We start from the raw sequence: 21,287 nt of genomic DNA on the forward strand, positions 1-21,287 counted from the left end.
TTACTCTTGATGGTTCAAAATATCACGGTAACCTGCTTGCCAGTCAGGATAATCCAGCCAAGCTAACGGAATGTTGCTATGCAAGCGCTTCCCCGTAACCGCTGTTTTTGAATGATCAATAGCAGGTGGCGTCTCACCTATTTGCTCGCTTAACCAAACGCCTAGCTCATAAGTAGTGACGGGCGCATAGTCAGTGGCGATATAGAGTGATTTTGGCGCAGTGCTGGTCAGGACATTGGTGATAATATTGACCAAATCACGATCCATAATACGATTACTCCAGTGCTGTGCAGCTACTGGCTCTTTTTGTTTCTCTTTGACTTTGCGCAGGCGCATGAGACGCGCGCGACCATAAATACCGCTCGGACGAATGATAATGGCTTTATCATCAAAGCCTTGCTGCAAGACTTGCTCTGCTTGCAATATGACCTTTGATGCTTCGCGCTCAGGACTGACAGGCGCGGTATTTTCATCGATCCATTCGCCGTTATCTTGCCCATAAACACCTGTTGAGGAAATAAAGACCATACGTTCAAGGTTGGTTAACTTTGGAGCAAGTGTCGCCAAATGCTGATTAATCGCCAAGTAACTCTCGTGATAGCCGCTGGTTGAATAGTCATCGGGCGTGACGATAATCGCCATATGCGTAAAATCTTGCAGCTGCTCAGCGGTCAATGTCAATGCATCGGCTTGCATAAACGTTGCCTCACTATCCAAATGATAGTGCTCGCGTTGATTGCGTGCCAGCCCAGTAACGTTAAAGCCATCTTGCACAAGCTTGTTGGTGACCGGCAAACCGATATCACCTTGCCCAATAATCAGTAAATTTTGCGTACTCATCATTTATCCTTTATTCGAACGCCATTTCTAATGACTGCTTATACATTTTTTATAATAAGTACTAAAAATAGCGCCTGTACGACAGCTGTAAATCGTCATTGGCATCGATGCGATCTTGCCACTCATAGTTGGCATTAATACGTAATGCTTGTTTTTTATCGATATCGTATTGTAGACCCAAAGTTGAGACCGGCTGCCAGTAATGACCGCGAGCATTAGACTCATCGCTGCTGCCATGATACCAATATGGCAATTGCAAATCAGCCTGCGCACGTAACTGATTGTTAATTTGATAACGGCAACCAGCATTCACACCTGCGCCTACGCGAAAGCCTTTATTGATACCGCGCCCTGCTTGTCCCGTGCCTGATAGCAAGGTGTAACATAACTGTGGCGGCATCTCGCCAGTACCAGCATTAGGGGTTCCAAATGCCCACGACCAGCCAGTCTCATAACCCACGCTCCCAACCAAATGATCCGTGCCATCTTGCTGTGAGCCATCGTTTACTCGGGTCGCCTCGACACTGACGCCCCAAGTTTTGCCTTGCTGAGCGCTATTTACTGGGTTAAATGAGCGTCCGCGCAGCAGTGTAAAATTCTGCAAGACCACACTGTCCGGCTGTTTGTAGTTGCTATTGTTATCATCTTTGTCATAAAGGCGTAGCGTCGCTGCCAGCCCTTCTAAATTAAAAAACTGTGAAAAACCAGCGGCCCGATCAAGTGTGTCATGAAAACCTGCACGCACGCCCACATCGATATAATTATTGTCACCGCGCTGTCCGACACCAATCTGCGCCATTTGCAATGGATGTCTGTCTATTGGATTGTTGTTGGCAGCGACGATAGGTAAGTTGCGTATGGTTTTACTATCTGCTGACATACTGGATGCTGGATTGCGCTCTGCGGATTTAATCTCTTGGGCAGCTTCTTTAGTCAATGGCTGATAACCCAGCTTAGCGGCGGCCTTGGCTTGGTTAAGCGCGGCTTGACGTACGGTATTGTCAGCTGGCGTATAACGAGGGTTTGCCAGTAAGTCTTCTTCATTAAGCAGCTGAATGACGTCAGAGGGTACGACGGCATAAGGTAATCGGCTTAATAAATGCTGCTGCGGACGCACGACATCGATGAGGCGCAAAACCTCAGAGGCGCAGTTATCAGTGGTGAAGTAATACGGTAAATCTAACCTTTTGGTTTCCCAAACATGCAACATGATTTGTTGCACCTCGCTTGGGGTCAAGTTCAACTGATACGTCCACGCATCACGCTCATCGTCTTGCAAGTATTTCGCCAGTTTTTCTGGGTAAGGATCGATTTCGATGGCGTTATCATAGAGACCTGTCATGGATTTGATGGCATAAACTGGAAAACTATCGTTTGGATCACCATCGACCGTATAATTCAGCGCGTAGGCATGATGAATCTGACTGGGATCAGCCACACTGGCCTTTGAGTCAATACGCAACAAGGTATGGGCAAAGGCTGATATGGGATTGTCCAAATACTCTTCGGCAAACATAATAGACAGCTGCTCAGGTGCCAGCTTTTGCATCCATTCATCCAGCTCCGGACACTCAGCTTGCCAGCTTGTCTTATCGATATTTAGCGTATCGGTCAGCCATTGTACGCGCGCTGGGAAACGACAAAGTACCGAATTATTAGCGGTATTGTCTTTGACAACCGTATTATGAGTCAGCGCTAATTCTTCAGCCAGAGCGACCAGCAATGCATCAAGCTCTGCGCCTGAGTCTTGCGCACCTTTTTCACTTAAAAAGAAGCTAGCATCATCAACGAGACTTGTGTCTTTTTTCTTACCAATTAGATTCTTTTGATCATCAAAGAAGTACAATAAACGTCGCCATGTCGTATGCTGGGCTAGGTTTTCTGTTTTTGCTTGCTCGCGCCATGATGCTAGCAGCTGTTCTGCCTTGGTGTTGCTAGCGACAATATGACTAACGTTATTATCGACACCGCTAGTATTAGTATTAGTGCGAGGGTGATCAGCGATATCTTTATTTGAGCTGCTATTTGGCTTGATGTTATTATTTAGCCCAGCATCAGCTTTGTTATCCAACGCTAGCGCACCTGTAATCACAAGCTCTGCTGGCGTTGGCAAAAATGCCTGCGCTTGTACCGTCAGTAACAGACCTGCAATCGTTAATGGTAAACGCGCGCGTCTGCTCACCTTTGTTGGCGTACAGTCTGTCGCCAAAAAGTTGCAATGCACCACAAGGTTTGAATATATAGACATGAGTAATATCTCGCACTGTAGAAGCCATACGCTCATCGCGTTACTGGGTCTATCGAATCGTCAAAAGAAAGTTGTGATTGGCTATTTTTTAGAGAGTTTTGCTATCAATTAATAAAAAATCGGTAATCACAAGTATTTGCTACGCACTTATTAATAAATTATAAAAAGAGAGCACTATGTCCACGACACCGCCAATGATTATAAAGGACGGGCGCTTATCCTCAGCCACTTGGCTTATGTCGCCGAACTATAATAAACGACCCGACCATCTGACTATTGACACCATTGTCATTCACAATATTAGCCTACCACCGAATGAGTTTGGCATCTGCGGCAGTGATGGCGTTCATTATGTAAAAGCATTATTTACCAATCAATTGGACTGGGATGCGCATCCTTATTTTCAAACCATCCAGGGCGCAGAAGTCTCAGCACATCTATTTATAGAACGTGATGGTGCTATCACACAGTTTGTAAACTTTGCCGAGCGCGCATGGCATGCAGGCAGATCCAGCTACCTTGGTCGTCCTGAATGTAATGATTATAGCATTGGCATCGAGCTTGAAGGGTCAGATTTTGTGTCCTTTACCTCGGTGCAATATGACACACTTGCAGCCGTTATCGCTGCGTTATATGACGCCTACCCTAAAACCCGCCGACACTTAACCGGTCATAGCGATATCGCACCGGGTCGAAAGACAGATCCTGGCGATTATTTTGACTGGCCAAAGTTGCGTCAAGAGATCGCATGTCTATTGAAATAGAAGACTTGTTTAACTTTAATAATTATTACTCATCGATTGGAAACATTATGACTTGGATTGAAGTGGTCGATTCAGCAGTGAAAATAGGTTTAGGTGCATTGATAGCAGGCATTATTGCTTTTCTATTATCTTCAACACAACATCGTAATGAACTCAAAAAATCTAAAGTAGAACGTGAATTTGAGATGTTAAAAGAAGTTGCAGAAAAAGTTGAAAACTTTAACCATATAACTTTGAGGTATTGGGCACTATCTTCTGATTGGCGAAGAAGATTGATTCTAGATAGTTCCATTGAAAAACCGAATGAGCTGTCAGTAACTCAAAATGAATTTTTTGATAGCTTTAAGGAATTAACCAAATCGGAATCCCTATTGCTATTATTTGGCTATAAAGATGCCTCAGTTCAAGTAAGAGAGTATGGCGATTTAATTAAAGATTTTTACAATCGAGTGAAAGACACTAATAAACCTTTTGAAATAAGTGATGCTACTAGCTATAGAGAGTCCATGATTAATAAACGCTCAGAACTATTCAATCTTTTAAATGACATTTACAAGACAATTTGAAATTATTTCACTCTGGGCTGTCATTAAGATAATAATGCTCGTTTTTTTAAAACCCTATATTCCACATCCAATCCATTTATCTCGATTATGAAAGTGCTATAATCCGTCAGTTTTTTGATAACAGCAACTCAGTAAACAACTTAGCAAAATAGGTTCTCATGGCAAAAAGTCGGTTATTTCGCTCAACCATGGTCGTCAGCAGCATGACCATGCTGTCCCGTATCTTAGGTCTGGTACGCGATGTCGTATTATTAGGGGTGTTTGGCGCAGGTGGTCTGATGGATGCCTTTTTGGTCGCCTTTAAGATACCTAACTTTTTGCGCCGTCTGTTTGCTGAAGGCGCTTTTAGCCAAGCTTTCGTGCCAGTACTGTCGGAATATAAAGAAAAATACAGCTTACAACAGGTACAGATATTAGTCAGTCGTACCTCAGGCGCCCTGTTGTTGATTCTATCGATGCTCACTGTGGTCGTCATTTTGATGGCGCCGTGGGTAGTAACGTTATTTGCTCCCGGATTTGCTGACCAACCTGGTAAATTTGCCATCACGGCTGAGCTACTGCGCCTTACCTTTCCCTATTTATTATTTATTTCTATGACTGCTTTTGCTAGCGGTATTCTGCAAAGCTACGGGCGTTTTGCTGCGCCAGCTTTTGCACCCGTACTGTTGAACTTATGTATGATTGGCGGCGCATTAATTTTTGCCCCTATGTTCGACACACCGATTATGGCACTCGGTTATGCCGTTGCAATCGCCGGTTTGCTACAGTTCCTCATACAGCTGCCGCAGTTATGGCAACAAAAGTTGCTGGTCGCACCTAAGATTGACTTTCAGCACGAAGGCGTTAAACGCATCTTAAAACTTATGCTGCCTGCTATCTTTGGTGTCTCTGTCACTCAGATCAATCTGCTCCTCAATACTATTTTCGCCTCGTTAATGATTGGTGGTTCGGTTTCTTGGCTTTATGCGGCAGAACGTATGAGTGAGTTGCCGTTAGGACTGATTGGCGTAGCGATTGGTACGGTCATTTTGCCCAGTTTGTCGAAAAGTGAAGCCAAAAAAGACGATGTTAGCTTTAAAAAAACCATTGATTGGGCGGCACGTTTAATCATATTGGTGGGTGTTCCAGCGTCAGCAGCCTTATTTATACTGGCTGATGTGCTGATGCAAGCGCTGTTTTTACGCGGTGAATTTACCTTGCGTGATGCGCAGATGAGTTCGCTGGCATTACGCAGTATGGCGGGTGGTATTTTAGGCTTTATGCTCATTAAAATATTTGCGCCAGCGTTTTTTGCCCGTCAAGACACTAGAACACCAGTAAAAATCGGTATCGTGTCCGTCTTTGCCAATATGGTTTTTAGTGTGATTTTTATCGGAATATTTTACTTTTTAGAGATACCTCTGCATGGTGGTCTTGCCCTTGCGACCACAGGAGCGGCCTTCGTCAACGCGGGCTTATTATATTATTTCTTACATAAGCGCGATATTTTCCGTTTTGGCAGCCACTGGAAAAAGCTGTTTACTCAGTTTGCAATCTCTACCGCTTCTATGATTGCTGTCCTTTATATCATGTTACCTTACTTCCCAGCCGACGAGGCTCAGTGGCGACGTATCGCGGCTCTGCTCATTATGTGTGCGGTTGGTGCCCTAGTTTATGGGGTGGTGTTATTAGCAACAGGCTTCCGTCCGCGTCAGCTAAAGCATGGCTAATTTATTTGTGAACGCTGAATAAATGACTTACTAAACCAAAACAAGCTTAATATGAGAATTGACAGTGAATGCCGCTGATAGTTGTCATAATCGATTATTGATAAATAAATGAAATTTGAGGTTTACTATGACAGTCGAATATTCAACGCTACGACGCTTACCAATGCTACTAACTGCTGGTGTATTGAGCACCGGACTGCTAATCAGCGGGTGTAGCAACAATGATAATGTAGAAGCCGATAGCGCAAATACAGCGAGCGATACAGCTGCCGTGGCTGGGAACCCTGAAGTCGATGCAGCCAATCAGACGGCAGACGTTGATGCAAATAACACAGTGGCAAGCGAGCAAATGACGGATAGTGCTAAAGATGAGACAACCATTGATAGTGATAACATCAACCCAATCACTGCTTCATCCAAACAAAAAAGCTTAGTGACTAATCCGACTGAAGCTGGTACGCCAGAAGACACCGTCAAACAGGCGCTAAATAGCTTATATTATGGCGATGTAAAAGAAGCGGTTGGATACTATCAAGTAGATATGGCGAATTTTGAAAAAGAACTTGCCAAAACACAATCCGCTTTTCAGCAGACTGTCGATGGCGTTACTATCACTGATACCAAGTATAATGATGACAAGACTCGTGCCACTATTACTGGTGAGTTGATGCTCAAAGGACAGAGCGAACCTGCGCCATTGACCTATCAGCTACAGAAGATAGAAGGTCAATGGAAGATCTTGGGTTAAGCTATTTCAGCTTACTTATCTGAAGCATCATCCGATGTCACTGCTTTACCCAGCATCACGACATCAGCAATAAACCCTTCCATATCGCAAACTTTTGGCATGTAGCCCCACTGCTCAAAGCCAAGTTTACGGAACAGTCCTAAACTTGGCTGATTGTGAGCAAAGACAAGCGCGATAATGTTTCGAATGCCCAAGCTTGGCGCTTGCGTCAACATCCAGCGTGTCAACAAGCTACCTAGGCCTTGACCCTGATAATCTTGATTTAGATAGACGCTGATCTCAGTGCTGATATGATAGGCTGTCCGCGCATACAAATCACTATAGCTGCCCCATGCAATTATCGGCGACTGCGCTTGCTCTGCATCATCCCCTCCTCGCAATGTTTTGACCACATATATGGGCCTTGTTGGACTGCTTAGATGCTCATCAAACCAAGCAGCTCGCTCATCTACGGTTACCAATGCAAGGTTAGCTGTTGCTTGTTTAGCAGGTATGCTTTGATTATAAATGGCTAAGACTTCTGCTAAATCTTCTTTACTCGCACGCTGCACAATAAACTGATCAGCGAGCTGATGTGTTGATAAATCAGTTGATATAGCATTCAAGGCAACATCAGACATAAGATCTCCATAATTTTTAGCATTATTATCGGCATCATCGATAATAGTGAATAATAGTCATACTGATAACACAAGCAAGTACAAATAATTCATAAAGAATGACCACGCTGAGTGACTGATACTTTCACTATGCGTCGACTATAGGATGTTAGTGGGGCTATTTTACTTTATAATGGCTGCTTTTAGACACATCGATTGTTAGTATAGGTGTGTTTTTTCGTTTTTTATCTGGTCTTATCATAGCTGAAAACTTATGAACACCTATTTTCTTGAGCAACTGATTGCGTCGCCGAGCGCTTTGCCTGCACATACGAGTCCGATAAATCTAGCACCTTGTGCGCTGACTATCGGCAATTTCGATGGCGTACATCTGGGTCATCAAGCGATGCTGGCTCAAGTTCGTGAGATTGCCCAAGCGCAAAATCTTGGCTCTGCCGTCATGATATTTGAGCCACAGCCTCGTGAATTTTTTGCCCCCGCTACTGCCCCCGCGCGCCTGACCAATCTAGCCGAAAAGCAAGCGCTGCTAGCAGAGCATGGGGTCGAGACTTTGATTGTAGCGAGCTTCGATACTGATTTTCGTTCGCTATCAGCACAGGCATTTGCAGATATATTGGCTAAGCGTTTGAACGTAAAAGCATTGGTACTGGGTGACGACTTTCGCTTTGGTCATGACCGTACTGGCGACAGTCAGTTTTTGCGGGATTATGGCTTGGATGTGACCAATCTGCATACCGTTATAGATAACGGCGGTAAGGCTTCCCGTATTAGCTCCACTCGCGTTCGTGACTTGTTATTGGCTGGTGATATTGACGCCGCTAACACGCTGCTTGGTCGTGATTACGCGATTGCAGGCATAGTTGTTGGTGGCGATCAGATAGGCCGCACCATGGACTTCCCTACAGCTAATATCGATTTACAGCGCTTAAAACCTGCTTTGCATGGTATCTTTGCCGTCGATGTGGTCAGTTTAGATGACCATGGCAAAGTCATCGCTAATGGTTTGACCACGCAAGTGATTAACGGAAAATCAGGCGTAACAGGTTTGCGTCCACACAGCTTGTTTGGCACAGCCAGTATTGGTATTAGACCCTCTGTCGATAAAGGCAGTGACTGGCGTTTAGAAGTACATTTCCCAGAATTGCAGGCTGATTTATATGGACTAAATTTACAGGTTCGTTTTTTACATTATTTGCATGGTGAACGACATTATGATGGCTTAGAGGCGCTAAAAGTTGGTATTCATAATGATGTAACAGCATTGCTTGAATGGCGAGCAGAGCAGCCTAACTAGAATGTAGGAAAGTCTCGAACTTAGATCATACGCATTGCATTCAAGATATAGAAAAGTAAAAACCCACGACATTCTAAATACAATGTAGTGGGTTTTGCTTTTCTATACTTCTTGTTTGTCTTTTAGATTAACTTATCTTTTAGGTTATTTTTTACGCGTCTGGATGCATACGCACGTTTAAATCATCGATGACTTCTACCCATTTCGCATCTTTTTCCCATTCTTCTTGTAAAAAAGCACGTTGATTGTCTGTCCAAACTTTTGCCTCTACTAGCTTTTCTTCTTTTGCCAATTGGTGTTTTTCAACAAAGTTATCAATCGCTTCATCTGAGCTATCAAGTCCCAATTGAGCAAATAACTCATTCATATTATATTCAGGTTCACCCAACATACTTTTCTCCTTATATGGTGCAATTTTAGTTTTATTTATTATTTAGGCTAACCACTTTATTGTAGCAAGCTTTATTTTAATAACTGTTAACCAACGTTTATCTAACGTTATCAATTGTATTAATGGTTGAGCCTCAAACACTTAAAAGCAATCTAATAGGAACGGTTAAAAATAACAGATATTTAGACGTAAAAAAGCCTTCAAACAAGAAGGCTTTTTATACATAATACGATTGCAAATAGCACTAAAATTTTAGCAAGCTATTTGATTATGGTAGTAAATGAGCTACCGCATCACGCTCTTCGCTAAGCTCTTGCTCAGTCGCTGCCATTTTCTCTTTTGAGAAATCAGATGACACATCAACGCCGTCTACGATAGACCAGTCGCCGTTAGTGCACGTGCATGGGAATGAGTAGATTAGGCCTTCGGCAATACCATACTCGCCGTTTGAGTAAACACCCATAGATACCCAATCGTTTTCATCAGTACCTAGTGCCCACGTACGCATGTGTGCGATAGCGGCATTGGCAGCAGAAGCAGCAGATGATGCACCGCGAGCTTTAATAATCGCTGCACCACGTTGTTGTACTTCTGGGATATAAGTGCCTTCGTACCAAGTACGATCAACTAGATCTAATGCTGGCTTACCATTAACAGTACAAGCCGTTAGATCTGGATACTGAGTTGATGAGTGGTTGCCCCAGATGATCATTTTTTTCACGTCATTGACAGTGCTGTCAGTTTTACCAGCCAACTGCGCCATGGCACGGTTGTGATCCAAACGAGTCATCGCTGTAAAGTTACGTGGGTCAAGATCTGGTGCATTACGCTGAGCGATAAGTGCGTTAGTGTTGGCAGGGTTACCCACAACCAATACTTTAACGTCACGGCTTGCTACGTCATTCAGTGCTTTACCTTGGGCTGAGAAAATCGCAGCGTTGGCTTCTAGCAAATCTTTACGTTCCATACCTGGGCCACGCGGACGAGCGCCAACGAGCAAAGCATAATCGATATCTTTGAATGCAACGTTTGCATCATCAGTTTGAACGATACCGGCTAATAATGGGAATGCACAGTCTTCTAGTTCCATAACCACACCCTTCAGGGCGTCAAGTGCTGGAGTGATTTCAAGCAACTGCAAAATAACTGGCTGATCTTTACCTAGCATCTCACCAGATGCAATACGGAATAGCATCGCATAGCTGATGTTACCAGCGGCGCCAGTAACGGCAACACGTAAAGGCTGTTTCATTGACATTGAATACTCCCTAATTGATGATTATCATTATAGATATCGACTTGCTCACTGAACACTAGCAGTCTTAAACCGAGAGATAGTGTAGCACTTCCCCCCGTTAACCGTCTAGAGAAAGCGCGAACGCTATCCCTCACTATATTGTTACATTTTATACGAGAGGATATTGGTATCGGTCAAGCCTTTATAGATAAAGGATGGAGAATGAAGAGGAAGTGATAAAAAAATAGCTTTAGCAGAAGTTACTTAATCAGGATGATATTTATAAATGAGCAATATTCATCCATCGTTCGCTGAAAAGAGCGTTACTTACCGCCTGAGATAATAAACTTTTTGCCGCAATTATCTACCACTTCACTGCAGCTACCAAATTCACTGCCTTCGTAGCAAACGTGGACATCGGTTAATATCGTTTGGCGTCGACTGCCCGCTTGGCAAATTAAATCAATGCTGGCAGCAGGCATGCCACTATTAAGGCGAGTCATTTGTCCAATAAAACGCGATTTTGAGACGGTATAACTGTTGCCAGTATTGAGCTCGTTGGGCAATTTTAGGGCGCCGGCATAGTTGGTTATTTGGCGAAAATAACTACTCGCGCTCAATGGGCTACAAGCACCATAATGTTGCCATACTTGGCTACGCACTGTCGTGTCTGGCATGATACGGTTGACAACTTTTAGTTGTAATGGGGTCAGGCGCGGCTCAACACCGCGCCCACAGCGCTCGCCATAACCCATGTCCAAACCTGATACCGTTAATGAATACCCTTCTAGACATTGGCGCATACGTACTCGCGTTGGTTGCAAGCTACATAATGCAGGCGTCATCTCAATCATTAACACACGTTGACCACTCTTGACGGCATTGGCCGCTTGCGCTGGTATGATCATCACACTCTGTAACAATAACAAGGCGACCCCGCCCATCACCGTATACCCTTTATCCTTATATTCTTTGCCTATCGCATCCTTTTTACGTATCGCACTGTCATTTAGCTTCGTAGATAACTTTATCGTGACTGGTTCCGACAGAGTGTCCACCCGCGTCTGATTCGACAGCTGACGATTTACTTGCAATAACATAGGCAAATTGAAATATTTTTTGATCATAAGTAGTTAGGTATCTAGCAACGATAAAAGAGTGGGCAAGCTTAAATAAAGGTGCTCAAAGTATAAATATTCATTGAACCAAGCTTAAAATAAACCAAAAAAAATACAGACAACAATTAAAGCAATGGTAGCAAAATGCGTTTTTTAATCTATAGCAGAAACGTAAACATCGCTTAAGTATTAAAAACAAGATAGAAATCAGAGAGAATACAAGCCTCTATATAGCAGAATAATAACCCATTGGTTCAAATAAAAATGAATGCTGAAAAATAGATATAAAAAAAACCATTAACAGTCTATCGTCAATGGTTTCTTTTTTACTAAATGAACAACCTAAAATGCAGCTGGCACCGTACCCATACGTTGACTAATCGGCTGACTACGACCCAATAAGCTACTATAAATCGTAGCGTTCTCCATTACGTGTTTCACATAATTGCGCGTTTCAGGAAAAGCGATTGACTCCACGTATTGATCAGCGGCTAACGAACCATAGACCGGCTGCCAGCGCTTGGCATTATTAGGGCCAGCATTATAGCCCGCCGTTGCCAATACTGGCTGATAATTTAGTTTGCCCAAAATATCCCCCATATACCAAGTACCATAACGGATATTGGTATCACCACTGTTGGCACGGCTAGCACTATAAGTCTCACCTAAATTACGGGCAATATATTTTGCTGTGTCAGGCATGACTTGCATCAACCCACTAGCACCAACACCTGAGCGTGCTGAGGCTACAAATCGACTCTCTTGACGCATGATGCCATAAGCCCATGCCGGATCAATCCCCGCCGATTGGCTGTAGCGAACGACGGCATCTTGGTGCGGCATCGGATGCGATAATGCCAAGCTGTCAACTCTGTCCGTATTGTCAACGGCATAGATCGCCCGATCGAGCCAGCCCATGTCATGTGCCAAGCTAGCAGCAGCGATGATTAGATTGTCATCACGATTGTCACGTGCTTGCTTGACTGCCCAGTTCCACTCACGGTTGGCATAGGCGCGGCTAGCGTCAGCGTTATATAAAGCAAAGGCACGAGCAAAGTTTCCATCTTGCATGACGCGGGCACGATCGGCAGTACTAACATTGGGTAAGTTGCTACCGCCTAAGCGACTGGCGTCAAAACGCTGACCGATTCTGTCTTTTGCCATCAGACCATAGTAATCATTGCTTTTTGCTAGGTTTTGATACATCTTCTTAGCAGTATTACTCTTACTGCTATTGCCTGATTGCTCATAAGCGCGAGCCAGCCAATACTGCCACTGATTGCCTTTTTGAGTTTCACCATCCATTTTTGAGATGGCTTCGACCACATCGTCCCAACGACCAAAGCGAATCGCTGCCATGGCATAGTCTTCAGCTTCTTCGAAGTTAAAATCGTCATCTAAACTGTTGCGGAACCAATCAACTGCTTCAGCGTTAAAACCATCGTCAGTATTATGATTCATACGCTGTACCCCAAGGGTACGATAAGCATAGCGACGGGTCTCATCGTTCAATAGTTTGACTGAGCGCTGATTGTCTTGTTTGATATCAAAATCTAACTGTAATGCTGCCTCACGATAAGACTTGTCAGCGATACGGCCTATCGCATACAGATAGAGATACTGATTGGTCTGACTGGCAGGCTCACGACCAAAACTGGTAAAGAATGATGAAGGATTTAGCTGAATCTCACTCAAAGCAGAATAAGCAATCGGTGTACCAAGGCGTGATGACAACGCCATAATATCGCCAGTTTTGCCTTTGCGTAGCATACGTTTCAGACGAGCAGCACGATCTTGATTACTAATCAGCGCGTTGTTATTCATCTCCATCGCTAGCTGATCACACAAGGCAGGCTGTTTTTGGGTGGTCAGCCATACATCAGACTTGGCTGCCATGGCGCGCATGGTATCACCGCCATTATTGAACCCAAGCGCAACGGCACAGCGCTCGCTAGCATCGGCATTGGTAATCAAGTTTGCCACTTGTCTGACTGAGGCATAATCGTTTGACCCCGCTTTGGTCTCAGCAAAATCCGCAACCAATTTCTCAGCCATGACAGTATCAGGATACTGACGTACAAACTGCGATACCGCCGCTGAACTTTGTGAGTTAAGGTCTAGATTCATCCGCCAATAAGTAGGATACATCGCAAACAAACCGCCGCTCATCATTTGTTCGTAATTATAAAGTGCACTGACATCACCGCGATCTGCTGCGATGGCAGCGGCTGTAAATGAGTCAACACTGCTGTCTTGTTGATAATTACTTTCTGGCTGATAGCTGTCGTTATCACCCCATGTCAGCTCTGCACAAGCAACTTGCGATATGCCTAGCGCACTCACTGCTGTCGCTACACTCAGCGCGCTCATCCGTAGCGTACCGGATGTGAGCCGCTTGGACGCGTGCTTTTTACTGGTAGACTTTTCATCCTTGATGCTATGAGCAACACGCAACTTTGTCATACTGACTCTCTTCATGATATCTCTACAAATAAGTGAATAGCGATTCGCTAAGTATCGCCAAGGTTATAGCACTCATCATACTATATTCATTGTACTTTCAACTATCTCCTTTACCTTTTGTTAATAAATAGGACAGTACGGTGTAACATAGAAATGATGTCTAGTCGCAGTTTTTGTCAAAAGCACTGCTAATTCTAGTAAATAATTGATACTGCTATGAATTGTTTATCATATTGATGACCAATAGCCTGTGCTAATTTTTCACATTGGCAGAGGGTTGTGATAAAATATGCCACCTGTTAATCGGCTACCCTGCTATATTTTTAGTCAATCATGGACTTATCCTTATGAGTGTTACTGTATTTAATCCCCGCATCAATGACGCTGCTGTTGCTGAGACAACTGCTACTGCGCCTGCTGTCACTGCACTCAAAGAAGCAAGTTCAGCCCAAGCACCCGTCGAAAAAGCAGTGACCAAAAAGGTCTTTGTCACCACCCAAGGCTGTCAGATGAATGTCTATGACTCTGGCAAAATGCTAGACGTGCTAGGCGATTCTCATGGCATGGAAGTGACTCATGACATCGATGAGGCCGATGTACTACTAATGAACACTTGCTCTATCCGCGAAAAAGCACAAGAAAAAGTGTTTTCAGAATTGGGTCGCTGGCGCAAACTAAAAGAAAAACGCCCTGACCTCGTCATTGGTGTCGGTGGTTGTGTGGCTTCGCAAGAAGGCGATAACATTCAAAAACGTGCGCCTTACGTCGATATGGTATTCGGCCCACAAACCTTGCATCGCTTGCCAGAGCTGTATGATCAGTCAAACGAGCAGCGTGATATCGCGCCTAAAAACCGTATTGGTACGATTGATGTGTCCTTTCCTAGCATCGAAAAGTTTGATTTTTTGCCTGAGCCAAGAGTAGAAGGCTTTAAAGCCTTTGTCTCTATTATGGAAGGTTGCTCAAAGTATTGCTCATTTTGCGTCGTACCTTATACCCGCGGTGAAGAGTTATCGCGCCCACTCGATGACGTATTGGCTGAGATTGATAGCCTTGCCGAACAAGGGGTGCGTGAAATCAACCTGCTCGGTCAAAACGTCAACGGCTATCGCGGTGAAAAAGACGATGGCAGCATTTGCCGTTTCGCTGAGCTGTTACATTATGTCTCGCATGTCGATGGTGTTGAGCGTATTCGCTATACGACCAGCCATCCGCTTGAATTCACTGATGACATCATTGATGCGTATGCACAATTGCCAGAGCTGGTGTCTCACTTGCATCTGCCTGTTCAGAGTGGCTCGAATGCTATCTTGGCAGCGATGAAGCGCAACCATACAATCGATGTGTATATCAATCAGATTAATAAGCTTAAAGCCATTCGTCCTGATATTCACTTATCGAGCGACTTTATCATTGGCTTCCCTGGTGAGACCGATCAAGATTTCCAAGATACTTTAAATCTAGCAAAAGAATTGAACTTCGATCACTCTTACAGCTTTATCTACTCTAAGCGTCCAGGCACGCCAGCGGCAGAATTGCCAGATGATGTGAGCTTCAAAACTAAAAAGGAGCGCTTGGCAGAATTTCAAAAAGTCATCATTGATTCAACACTTGCCAAAACCCATGAGATGGTCGGCACTACGACTCGTGTCTTGGTTGAACAAGTTGCCAACCGTCATCCTGATTGCTTAATCGGTACGGCGGATAACACCCGTACCGTCATGTTCCCTCATGATGTCGAGAAAATGGATGAGATGTTAGGTAAACTTGTGAGCGTACGTATTACTGATTTCGTCAGCCCGCACATGGTAAAAGGTGAGCTAATCGAAATATTGGCATAGTGGTTAAGTTATAAGCTTGAATAAAAAAGCCGTTCACTATAATAGCGAACGGCTTTTTTGTTGTTTAAATTTAAGATTAAGATGAACGATGGCTACTCTGACAACCAATCCGTTTGACGCAATTGCTGCTTAGTCTCACGGCGGCGTTTTTTGCGAACGATATCGATATCCTCCTTTTCGTGAATACCACCCTTTCTTAATAGTGGATCAAGCGCCAAATAGTTGCGCGGCTTAACTGTGCCTAGCGATTGCTGTGTACCTGTTTCAGCTTGCTGCTCTAACTGCCGTTCAATCTGTTTGGCCTTTTTTAAAGTTTCTTTTAAGCTCATATTTTTACCTATATTTTAATCTATCTAAATCTATTTTATATATTCGAGTGGCCCCATAGTGAGACCACGATTAGGAAATCGAGCGCAAATAGTACACTTAGTACATTTAGCTCGGTTGACACCGTCGTGACTCGCTATGGTTTTACTCATTAGCCTTTAATACACATGACCTGCTTTAGCGTATGCACCACCTCAACCAAATCCATTTGATTGGCCATCACTTCATCAATGTCTTTATACGCGCCAGGTATTTCATCGATGACGCCTTTATCTTTGCGACATTCGACACCATCCGTCTGCGCTTTTAGCTCATCGATAGTGAACGCTCGCATGGCCTTACCTCGGCTCATCTGTCGCCCTGCCCCATGTGAACATGAGCAAAACGATTCAGCCTCGCCCAGACCACGTACGATAAAGGATTTTGCGCCCATAGAGCCTGGGATAATGCCGAGCTCACCAGCATAAGCACTAATGGCACCTTTGCGGGTCACATAGACTTGCTCACCGAAATGCACCTCTTCATTGACATAGTTATGATGACAATTAATAGCTTCTTTGGTCAGCTGAAACCGTGGTAATCCCGCTTGTGGCGACTGCAATGACTTAATGACTAAACGCATCATCTCACGGCGGTTTTCAAGCGCGTAGTCCTGCGCCCAGCCCACTGCTTCGACATAATCAGCAAAACTATCAGACCCTTCGGCAAAGTAAGACAAATCTCGATCTGGCACATGACCGAAGCGCGATTGACGTTCTTTTTTGGCAAGGTTAATAAAGTACTGGCCGATACAGTTACCTATGCCGCGGCTGCCAGAGTGCAGCATTACCCAGACATCATTGTTTTCATCCAAGCACAGCTCAATGAAATGATTGCCACCGCCGAGTGTTCCCAACTGCTTCGCCCACGTACGCTCAAAACCTTTGAGCATTTTAAGCAAACCTGGGTGCTTATCAGTAATCGGTTTTAATCGCTTACCTAGCGGATCAAGCGTTGAGTTCTTGGCTTGGATTTGCTTGTGCATGTTGAACCCAACAGGCACTTGCTGTTCAACGATCGACCGCAATGACCTCAAGCTATCAGGCAAATCACTTGCCGTCAGGGACAAACGTACTGCATTCATACCGCAGCCAATATCTACACCGACTGCGGCAGGAATGATGGCGGACTTGGTCGGAATCACACTGCCGACTGTTGCGCCTTTGCCAACGTGCACATCGGGCATCACTGCAATATGTGAGTGCACAAACTCCAACTGAGCTAAATTGCGTAGTTGCTGCATCGCACCTTGCTCAACGTCCGAGGTATAAATCTTGACGGGTACGCCGTGCTTACGATTTTCGTTTAATATTAATTTAATGCTCATTATCTATTACTTCCATTTTATTATTTTAATAACCATACAAAATATTTTTATTTTGACTATTATGATTTTTAGATATTACTTATCTATCTCAATTAAACATAACGTTTAATAAGTAGTTTTTTAACAATCTATAAAATTTAGGTAATAAAATACCGTCTTTTTATTAAATAAAAAATCAATAAAAATTCATGGTTAATTTATGATGGACGTTTTAAAGAAAGGTTACATGGTTCAAAACCGCTGCCCATTGCGTAAATGCTATACGCATAGAAAAGTATCAGCTAAATAATAGCATGAAGCACTCTATTAGCAATGACGGTGAAGAAAAATGTTAGGTAAACAGATAACAGCAGGCGCAATATGGCTTAGCACGATCGCAGAGCGATTTTGGCACAGTAGACTTAGAAGAGGGATAGCACAAGTAAATACAGAAGGCTATGCGTTGATATCATTCAATAGGATATCATTCAATAGCTTGTATATAGATTCAGCCAAACCTTTTCGAAGTTGTCATTGCTGTCATGTAGTTTACACATTCAGTCTTTAAAAACGTCTTGGTAGTTAAATAGGACACGATGATTCCTCCATAGGTTGTGGCTAATTATTGTAGACAATAGTAGCAGGTTTATTGGAATGATTTATCGCTTACATAGAAGCTAATAAATCAATATTGCTAATAATAACGATTTAAAAAATAAAGTCAATAATTAATTTTACTTTATAGAAAAAATTATATTTCATTGAAACTCTTATTTTAAACACAGAACTCAGAAATCTTTAAACCATAAAACTATTTATAACTTCAGCCAATAAAGCAGCAGCAATGATGATAAATATCACCCCGCAACCACGATTGAGCCAAGCCAAGCGATTACCCACATCGAGCCAACTTGCCAGCTTCTTACCGCCCAACGTATAAATGATCTGCCAAATTGTCTCACTCAAAAACAAGCCGATGGTCAGTAAGATATATTGTGGCCATAATGGCGCGCTGAAATTGATGAATTTAGGAAAAAAGGCAGCAAAGAACAAAATGGCTTTTGGATTGGACAACGATACCCAGACGCCAGTACGAAACAAAGTCATATTACTTGGGGCAGCTTTAGCAGCAGCACTGGAGAGTGAGCGCGGCTGCGGTGTACCAACTGTATCTTTACTATCAGAAGAAGGATAGTCAGCCGCGACTTCTTCGCTCATTTCACGAGCATCACTCATCAAGCTGCCATTGCCAGCATCACGCCATGAGCTAATACCCAGATAAATCAAGTATGCCGCGCCAACGGCTTTGATGATCGTCAGCAACCAAGGTGACTGGCGACTGATCACATCCAAGCCAAGCAATGTGGAAAGCAGTAGCACAAACAACCCAAGGCTTAAACCTGCCAGCGTCCACAATGTGCGCTTCACGCCGTAATTCATACCATACTGGAATGCTAGCAGCATATTGGGACCTGGGGTCGCTGAGATAAAAAACGTACTCGCAAAAAATACCGCAAACAGGTGCCAAGACATCAACCAACCCCTACTCTTTTATTTGAAATAAACTTAAAACATGAAAAAGAGGCAAAAAATAAACACCGCCATATAGACGGTGTGTTTTATGCCAACTTAGATAAAAAGTTAGATGAAAAAACAATCACTTGCTTCTCAATCTACTAATTGACCGCACAACTATTTAACAGCTTCTGCAAAAACCCATCACAACGTACAATTTCGTTAAGTTCAACGTATTCATCCGCCTTATGAGCTTGTTCAATACTACCAGGTCCACAGATGATTGTTGGAATACCTGCATTGGTAAATTGACCGCCTTCAGTCGCGTAAGCCACTTTATGACGCTCATCATCCCCTGTCAATGCAGCGATCAATGATTGTAGTTCAGCACTATCATTATCAGTCATTGCCGGTACGCTTTCTTCTTGCATCAGCTCAATGCCAGTCTCTGGCGCGCGGGCTTGCATTTGCGCATTTAATTCCGCAATCTTGGCTTGAATAGGTTCCAGTACATCGTCTTGCGTCATATGCGGCAGATTACGATAATCAAAGGTAAACTCGCACAGATTGGGCACGATATTGGTGGCCGTACCACCATGGATGGTACCTACTGACAACGTTGAGTAAGGCACAGTGAATATCTCGTCCCCATCTTCAAGAGCACCGTTACGAGTACTTAGCTCTTCGGCAAGCGTATCGACATAGCCCACCAATCGGCTGGCATAGCTAATGGCATTGACCCCTTGTGCAATCAATGAAGAATGCGCTGACTTACCATGCACACGGCAACGATAAACCGCAATGCCTTTATGTGCCACCACCATAGCCATATTAGTTGGCTCACCGACGATACAATAATCAGGGGTTATACCGCGCGCCTTTAAATCTGCCAATATCAATGGCGCGCCTAGACAGCCAATCTCTTCGTCGAATGATAATGCCAAATGCAATGGGCGACGCAGCTGGCCTGCATTAGATAGTTTTACCGCTTGTGGCAACATCGTCAGCGCACAAGCGATAAAGCCTTTCATATCACAAGCGCCGCGACCATACAGCTTGTCACCACGAATGGTTGCTGTGAAAGGCTCAGACGTCCAGTCTTGACCGTCGACTGGCACCACATCGGTATGACCAGATAGCACGAGACCATGATTGACGTGGTCAGCATTTGCCCCTGCTGGCACAGTGACGAATAAATTGGCCTTATTTTTGGCTTCATTAAAGGTCAAATCGACGCTCAAACCCAATTGCTCGCAGTAAGCTTTTACGTCTTCAATCAAAGCCAAATTAGAATGACGACTGACCGTATCAAAGCCAATTAAGCGCGTTAGCCAATCGATACTTTGGGTGGGATAATGAGCATCAGCCAATACTTGACTGGCATCATCGTTACTACTCTGTATAGTCATAAAACATCCTTATTATGATACGTGATACTCGTATTATGAGGGATTGTGTTGGTTCATAATATCAACAACTGGCGGCATTGGTTTTGACACCTTACCTTCAGCTTGCAACTCTTTGGTGGTTTTGGCATCAATGGCAAGTCCAGAAATCAAGGCGATATCTTTGACAGGCTTACGTTGGCGAGTGGCAAAGCTCACTGGTACCATACGCGCAAATTCATAAACATGCAGGTAAGACTCTTCACCACCTTCAAAGTCTTCATCGTCTTCTAATCGAATCCCACCGATTTTAGCCAAATCCGATAGCATCTCGTTTTCTTCGCTACTTAGACGGCAATCAGTAATGCCAAAGCCGGTCATAAAGCCATTTGCCCACTGTTTCAGTGCCATCACGCGCTCGTATAAATCATGTTCATCATCTGGGACTAATGGCGTATAAGAGTAGGCATCGTCTTTGTCTTTGAGCTGGAACACTATATCTTCAGCTTCTTCTGTCAACAAGGTCAATGCAGGCTCTGGTAAAGCGGCGAAGCTCAGCTCTTCAAACACCTTCGCCCATACCTTTTCATCAGGTGCATCGCAGGCGGTCATCAGCCCTGTCATCAAGCCGTGTACCTCACTGATAGACACATCAGTCCAATCATCAAATGCAGTCAGCCATGTATTCCAGCCAGAGATATTATCATTCATAATAGATGTCCTAGTGATTGATTAGTAGTATTAAATAGAAACAGACGCCGCGCGATATCATTAACGAGGCGGCGGCTAATAGAAGTTATGAAACAAAGCGGCATACAATTACTTTGTTGATATAGATATTATGCGGTCACCTATGGCATTATTAAACGCAGAGAA

The 21,287-nt window shown here is 43.8% G+C and carries 18 protein-coding genes; 6 read left to right on the forward strand and 12 right to left on the reverse strand.

The window, feature by feature from the left end; all coding sequences use genetic code 11:
* Both IE130_RS10225 and IE130_RS10230 read right to left on the reverse strand, forming a co-directional pair.
* Nucleotides 1-840, reverse strand: coding sequence for an SDR family oxidoreductase (locus IE130_RS10225; protein WP_189585474.1), 840 nt, complete (start codon nucleotides 838-840; stop codon nucleotides 1-3).
* 61 nt (nucleotides 841-901) lie between these two features.
* Nucleotides 902-3,088, reverse strand: coding sequence for an Lnb N-terminal periplasmic domain-containing protein (locus IE130_RS10230; RefSeq protein ID WP_227676195.1), 2,187 nt, complete (start codon nucleotides 3,086-3,088; stop codon nucleotides 902-904).
* Nucleotides 3,089-3,264: 176 nt separating this feature from the next.
* On the opposite strand from IE130_RS10230, the gene ampD reads away from it, so the two are divergent.
* The 4 genes from ampD to IE130_RS10250 all read left to right on the forward strand — a co-directional run bounded on the left by ampD (nucleotide 3,265) and on the right by IE130_RS10250 (nucleotide 6,875).
* A complete protein-coding gene (ampD, locus tag IE130_RS10235) occupies nucleotides 3,265-3,852 on the forward strand; it encodes a 1,6-anhydro-N-acetylmuramyl-L-alanine amidase AmpD (RefSeq protein ID WP_189585479.1) in 588 nt (195 codons plus the stop codon).
* A gap of 47 nt (nucleotides 3,853-3,899) precedes the next feature.
* Complete coding sequence (locus IE130_RS10240; protein ID WP_189585482.1) at nucleotides 3,900-4,418, forward strand: hypothetical protein; 519 nt, start codon at nucleotides 3,900-3,902, stop codon at nucleotides 4,416-4,418.
* A 158-nt stretch (nucleotides 4,419-4,576) separates the two neighbouring features.
* The gene (murJ, locus tag IE130_RS10245; RefSeq protein ID WP_189585485.1) at nucleotides 4,577-6,127 is read left to right on the forward strand and encodes a murein biosynthesis integral membrane protein MurJ; all 1,551 of its coding nucleotides are present in this window, start codon (nucleotides 4,577-4,579) and stop codon (nucleotides 6,125-6,127) included.
* A gap of 127 nt (nucleotides 6,128-6,254) precedes the next feature.
* Nucleotides 6,255-6,875 (forward strand): nuclear transport factor 2 family protein, encoded by a 621-nt coding sequence (locus IE130_RS10250; protein ID WP_227676196.1) that lies wholly within the window; start codon nucleotides 6,255-6,257, stop codon nucleotides 6,873-6,875.
* 11 nt (nucleotides 6,876-6,886) lie between these two features.
* On the opposite strand, the gene IE130_RS10255 is transcribed toward IE130_RS10250, so the two are convergent.
* On the reverse strand, nucleotides 6,887-7,495 hold the full coding sequence (locus tag IE130_RS10255) for a GNAT family N-acetyltransferase (protein ID WP_189585488.1): 609 nt from the start codon (nucleotides 7,493-7,495) through the stop codon (nucleotides 6,887-6,889).
* 253 nt (nucleotides 7,496-7,748) lie between these two features.
* Between IE130_RS10255 and ribF the strand changes: the two genes are divergently transcribed.
* Nucleotides 7,749-8,789 carry a riboflavin biosynthesis protein RibF gene (ribF, locus tag IE130_RS10260; RefSeq protein ID WP_227676197.1) on the forward strand — a complete coding sequence of 347 codons (1,041 nt, stop codon included), beginning with the start codon at nucleotides 7,749-7,751 and terminating at the stop codon, nucleotides 8,787-8,789.
* Between the two features lie 151 nt (nucleotides 8,790-8,940).
* Here ribF and IE130_RS10265 read toward each other — a convergent pair whose 3' ends face one another.
* From IE130_RS10265 to IE130_RS10280, 4 genes are all read right to left on the reverse strand, one after another.
* A complete protein-coding gene (locus tag IE130_RS10265) occupies nucleotides 8,941-9,180 on the reverse strand; it encodes a DUF2789 domain-containing protein (protein WP_189585491.1) in 240 nt (79 codons plus the stop codon).
* A gap of 268 nt (nucleotides 9,181-9,448) precedes the next feature.
* On the reverse strand, nucleotides 9,449-10,438 hold the full coding sequence (locus IE130_RS10270) for a malate dehydrogenase (protein ID WP_189585494.1): 990 nt from the start codon (nucleotides 10,436-10,438) through the stop codon (nucleotides 9,449-9,451).
* 302 nt (nucleotides 10,439-10,740) lie between these two features.
* The gene (locus tag IE130_RS10275; protein WP_227669882.1) at nucleotides 10,741-11,517 is read right to left on the reverse strand and encodes a ribonuclease T2; all 777 of its coding nucleotides are present in this window, start codon (nucleotides 11,515-11,517) and stop codon (nucleotides 10,741-10,743) included.
* Nucleotides 11,518-11,877: 360 nt separating this feature from the next.
* Nucleotides 11,878-13,998: a lytic transglycosylase domain-containing protein gene (locus tag IE130_RS10280; RefSeq protein WP_189585497.1), complete on the reverse strand. Its 2,121-nt coding sequence runs from the start codon at nucleotides 13,996-13,998 to the stop codon at nucleotides 11,878-11,880.
* A gap of 347 nt (nucleotides 13,999-14,345) precedes the next feature.
* Here IE130_RS10280 and miaB point away from each other — a divergent pair, with 347 nt between their 5' ends.
* Nucleotides 14,346-15,839, forward strand: a complete 1,494-nt coding sequence (gene miaB, locus IE130_RS10285; RefSeq protein WP_189585500.1) for a tRNA (N6-isopentenyl adenosine(37)-C2)-methylthiotransferase MiaB — start codon at nucleotides 14,346-14,348, stop codon at nucleotides 15,837-15,839.
* A gap of 92 nt (nucleotides 15,840-15,931) precedes the next feature.
* On the opposite strand, the gene IE130_RS10290 is transcribed toward miaB, so the two are convergent.
* From IE130_RS10290 to IE130_RS10310, 5 genes are all read right to left on the reverse strand, one after another.
* Nucleotides 15,932-16,168 carry a hypothetical protein gene (locus tag IE130_RS10290; RefSeq protein ID WP_227669883.1) on the reverse strand — a complete coding sequence of 79 codons (237 nt, stop codon included), beginning with the start codon at nucleotides 16,166-16,168 and terminating at the stop codon, nucleotides 15,932-15,934.
* A 149-nt stretch (nucleotides 16,169-16,317) separates the two neighbouring features.
* Nucleotides 16,318-17,532 (reverse strand): RtcB family protein, encoded by a 1,215-nt coding sequence (locus IE130_RS10295; RefSeq protein WP_189585503.1) that lies wholly within the window; start codon nucleotides 17,530-17,532, stop codon nucleotides 16,318-16,320.
* Nucleotides 17,533-18,309: 777 nt separating this feature from the next.
* Nucleotides 18,310-19,044: a LysE family translocator gene (locus IE130_RS10300; protein WP_189585506.1), complete on the reverse strand. Its 735-nt coding sequence runs from the start codon at nucleotides 19,042-19,044 to the stop codon at nucleotides 18,310-18,312.
* A 143-nt stretch (nucleotides 19,045-19,187) separates the two neighbouring features.
* Nucleotides 19,188-20,435, reverse strand: a complete 1,248-nt coding sequence (gene argE / locus IE130_RS10305) for an acetylornithine deacetylase (protein WP_189585509.1) — start codon at nucleotides 20,433-20,435, stop codon at nucleotides 19,188-19,190.
* Nucleotides 20,436-20,468: 33 nt separating this feature from the next.
* Nucleotides 20,469-21,122 carry a UPF0149 family protein gene (locus IE130_RS10310; protein ID WP_189585512.1) on the reverse strand — a complete coding sequence of 218 codons (654 nt, stop codon included), beginning with the start codon at nucleotides 21,120-21,122 and terminating at the stop codon, nucleotides 20,469-20,471.
* Between the last annotated feature and the right edge of the window lie 165 nt (nucleotides 21,123-21,287).

Source organism: Psychrobacter glaciei (genome assembly GCF_014652895.1).
Taxonomy (GTDB): Bacteria; Pseudomonadota; Gammaproteobacteria; order Pseudomonadales; family Moraxellaceae; genus Psychrobacter; species Psychrobacter glaciei.

Excerpts from the sequence above, each read along its gene's own strand:
- IE130_RS10225 (WP_189585474.1), bottom strand. The coding sequence starts at position 840 with ATGAGTACGCAAAATTTACTGATTATTGGGCAAGGTGATATCGGTTTG.
- IE130_RS10230 (WP_227676195.1), bottom strand. The coding sequence starts at position 3,088 with ATGTCTATATATTCAAACCTTGTGGTGCATTGCAACTTTTTGGCGACA.
- ampD (WP_189585479.1), top strand. The coding sequence starts at position 3,265 with ATGTCCACGACACCGCCAATGATTATAAAGGACGGGCGCTTATCCTCA.
- IE130_RS10240 (WP_189585482.1), top strand. The coding sequence starts at position 3,900 with ATGACTTGGATTGAAGTGGTCGATTCAGCAGTGAAAATAGGTTTAGGT.
- murJ (WP_189585485.1), top strand. The coding sequence starts at position 4,577 with ATGGCAAAAAGTCGGTTATTTCGCTCAACCATGGTCGTCAGCAGCATG.
- IE130_RS10250 (WP_227676196.1), top strand. The coding sequence starts at position 6,255 with ATGACAGTCGAATATTCAACGCTACGACGCTTACCAATGCTACTAACT.
- IE130_RS10255 (WP_189585488.1), bottom strand. The coding sequence starts at position 7,495 with ATGTCTGATGTTGCCTTGAATGCTATATCAACTGATTTATCAACACAT.
- ribF (WP_227676197.1), top strand. The coding sequence starts at position 7,749 with ATGAACACCTATTTTCTTGAGCAACTGATTGCGTCGCCGAGCGCTTTG.
- IE130_RS10265 (WP_189585491.1), bottom strand. The coding sequence starts at position 9,180 with ATGTTGGGTGAACCTGAATATAATATGAATGAGTTATTTGCTCAATTG.
- IE130_RS10270 (WP_189585494.1), bottom strand. The coding sequence starts at position 10,438 with ATGTCAATGAAACAGCCTTTACGTGTTGCCGTTACTGGCGCCGCTGGT.
- IE130_RS10275 (WP_227669882.1), bottom strand. The coding sequence starts at position 11,517 with ATGTTATTGCAAGTAAATCGTCAGCTGTCGAATCAGACGCGGGTGGAC.
- IE130_RS10280 (WP_189585497.1), bottom strand. The coding sequence starts at position 13,998 with ATGACAAAGTTGCGTGTTGCTCATAGCATCAAGGATGAAAAGTCTACC.
- miaB (WP_189585500.1), top strand. The coding sequence starts at position 14,346 with ATGAGTGTTACTGTATTTAATCCCCGCATCAATGACGCTGCTGTTGCT.
- IE130_RS10290 (WP_227669883.1), bottom strand. The coding sequence starts at position 16,168 with ATGAGCTTAAAAGAAACTTTAAAAAAGGCCAAACAGATTGAACGGCAG.
- IE130_RS10295 (WP_189585503.1), bottom strand. The coding sequence starts at position 17,532 with ATGAGCATTAAATTAATATTAAACGAAAATCGTAAGCACGGCGTACCC.
- IE130_RS10300 (WP_189585506.1), bottom strand. The coding sequence starts at position 19,044 with ATGTCTTGGCACCTGTTTGCGGTATTTTTTGCGAGTACGTTTTTTATC.
- argE (WP_189585509.1), bottom strand. The coding sequence starts at position 20,435 with ATGACTATACAGAGTAGTAACGATGATGCCAGTCAAGTATTGGCTGAT.
- IE130_RS10310 (WP_189585512.1), bottom strand. The coding sequence starts at position 21,122 with ATGAATGATAATATCTCTGGCTGGAATACATGGCTGACTGCATTTGAT.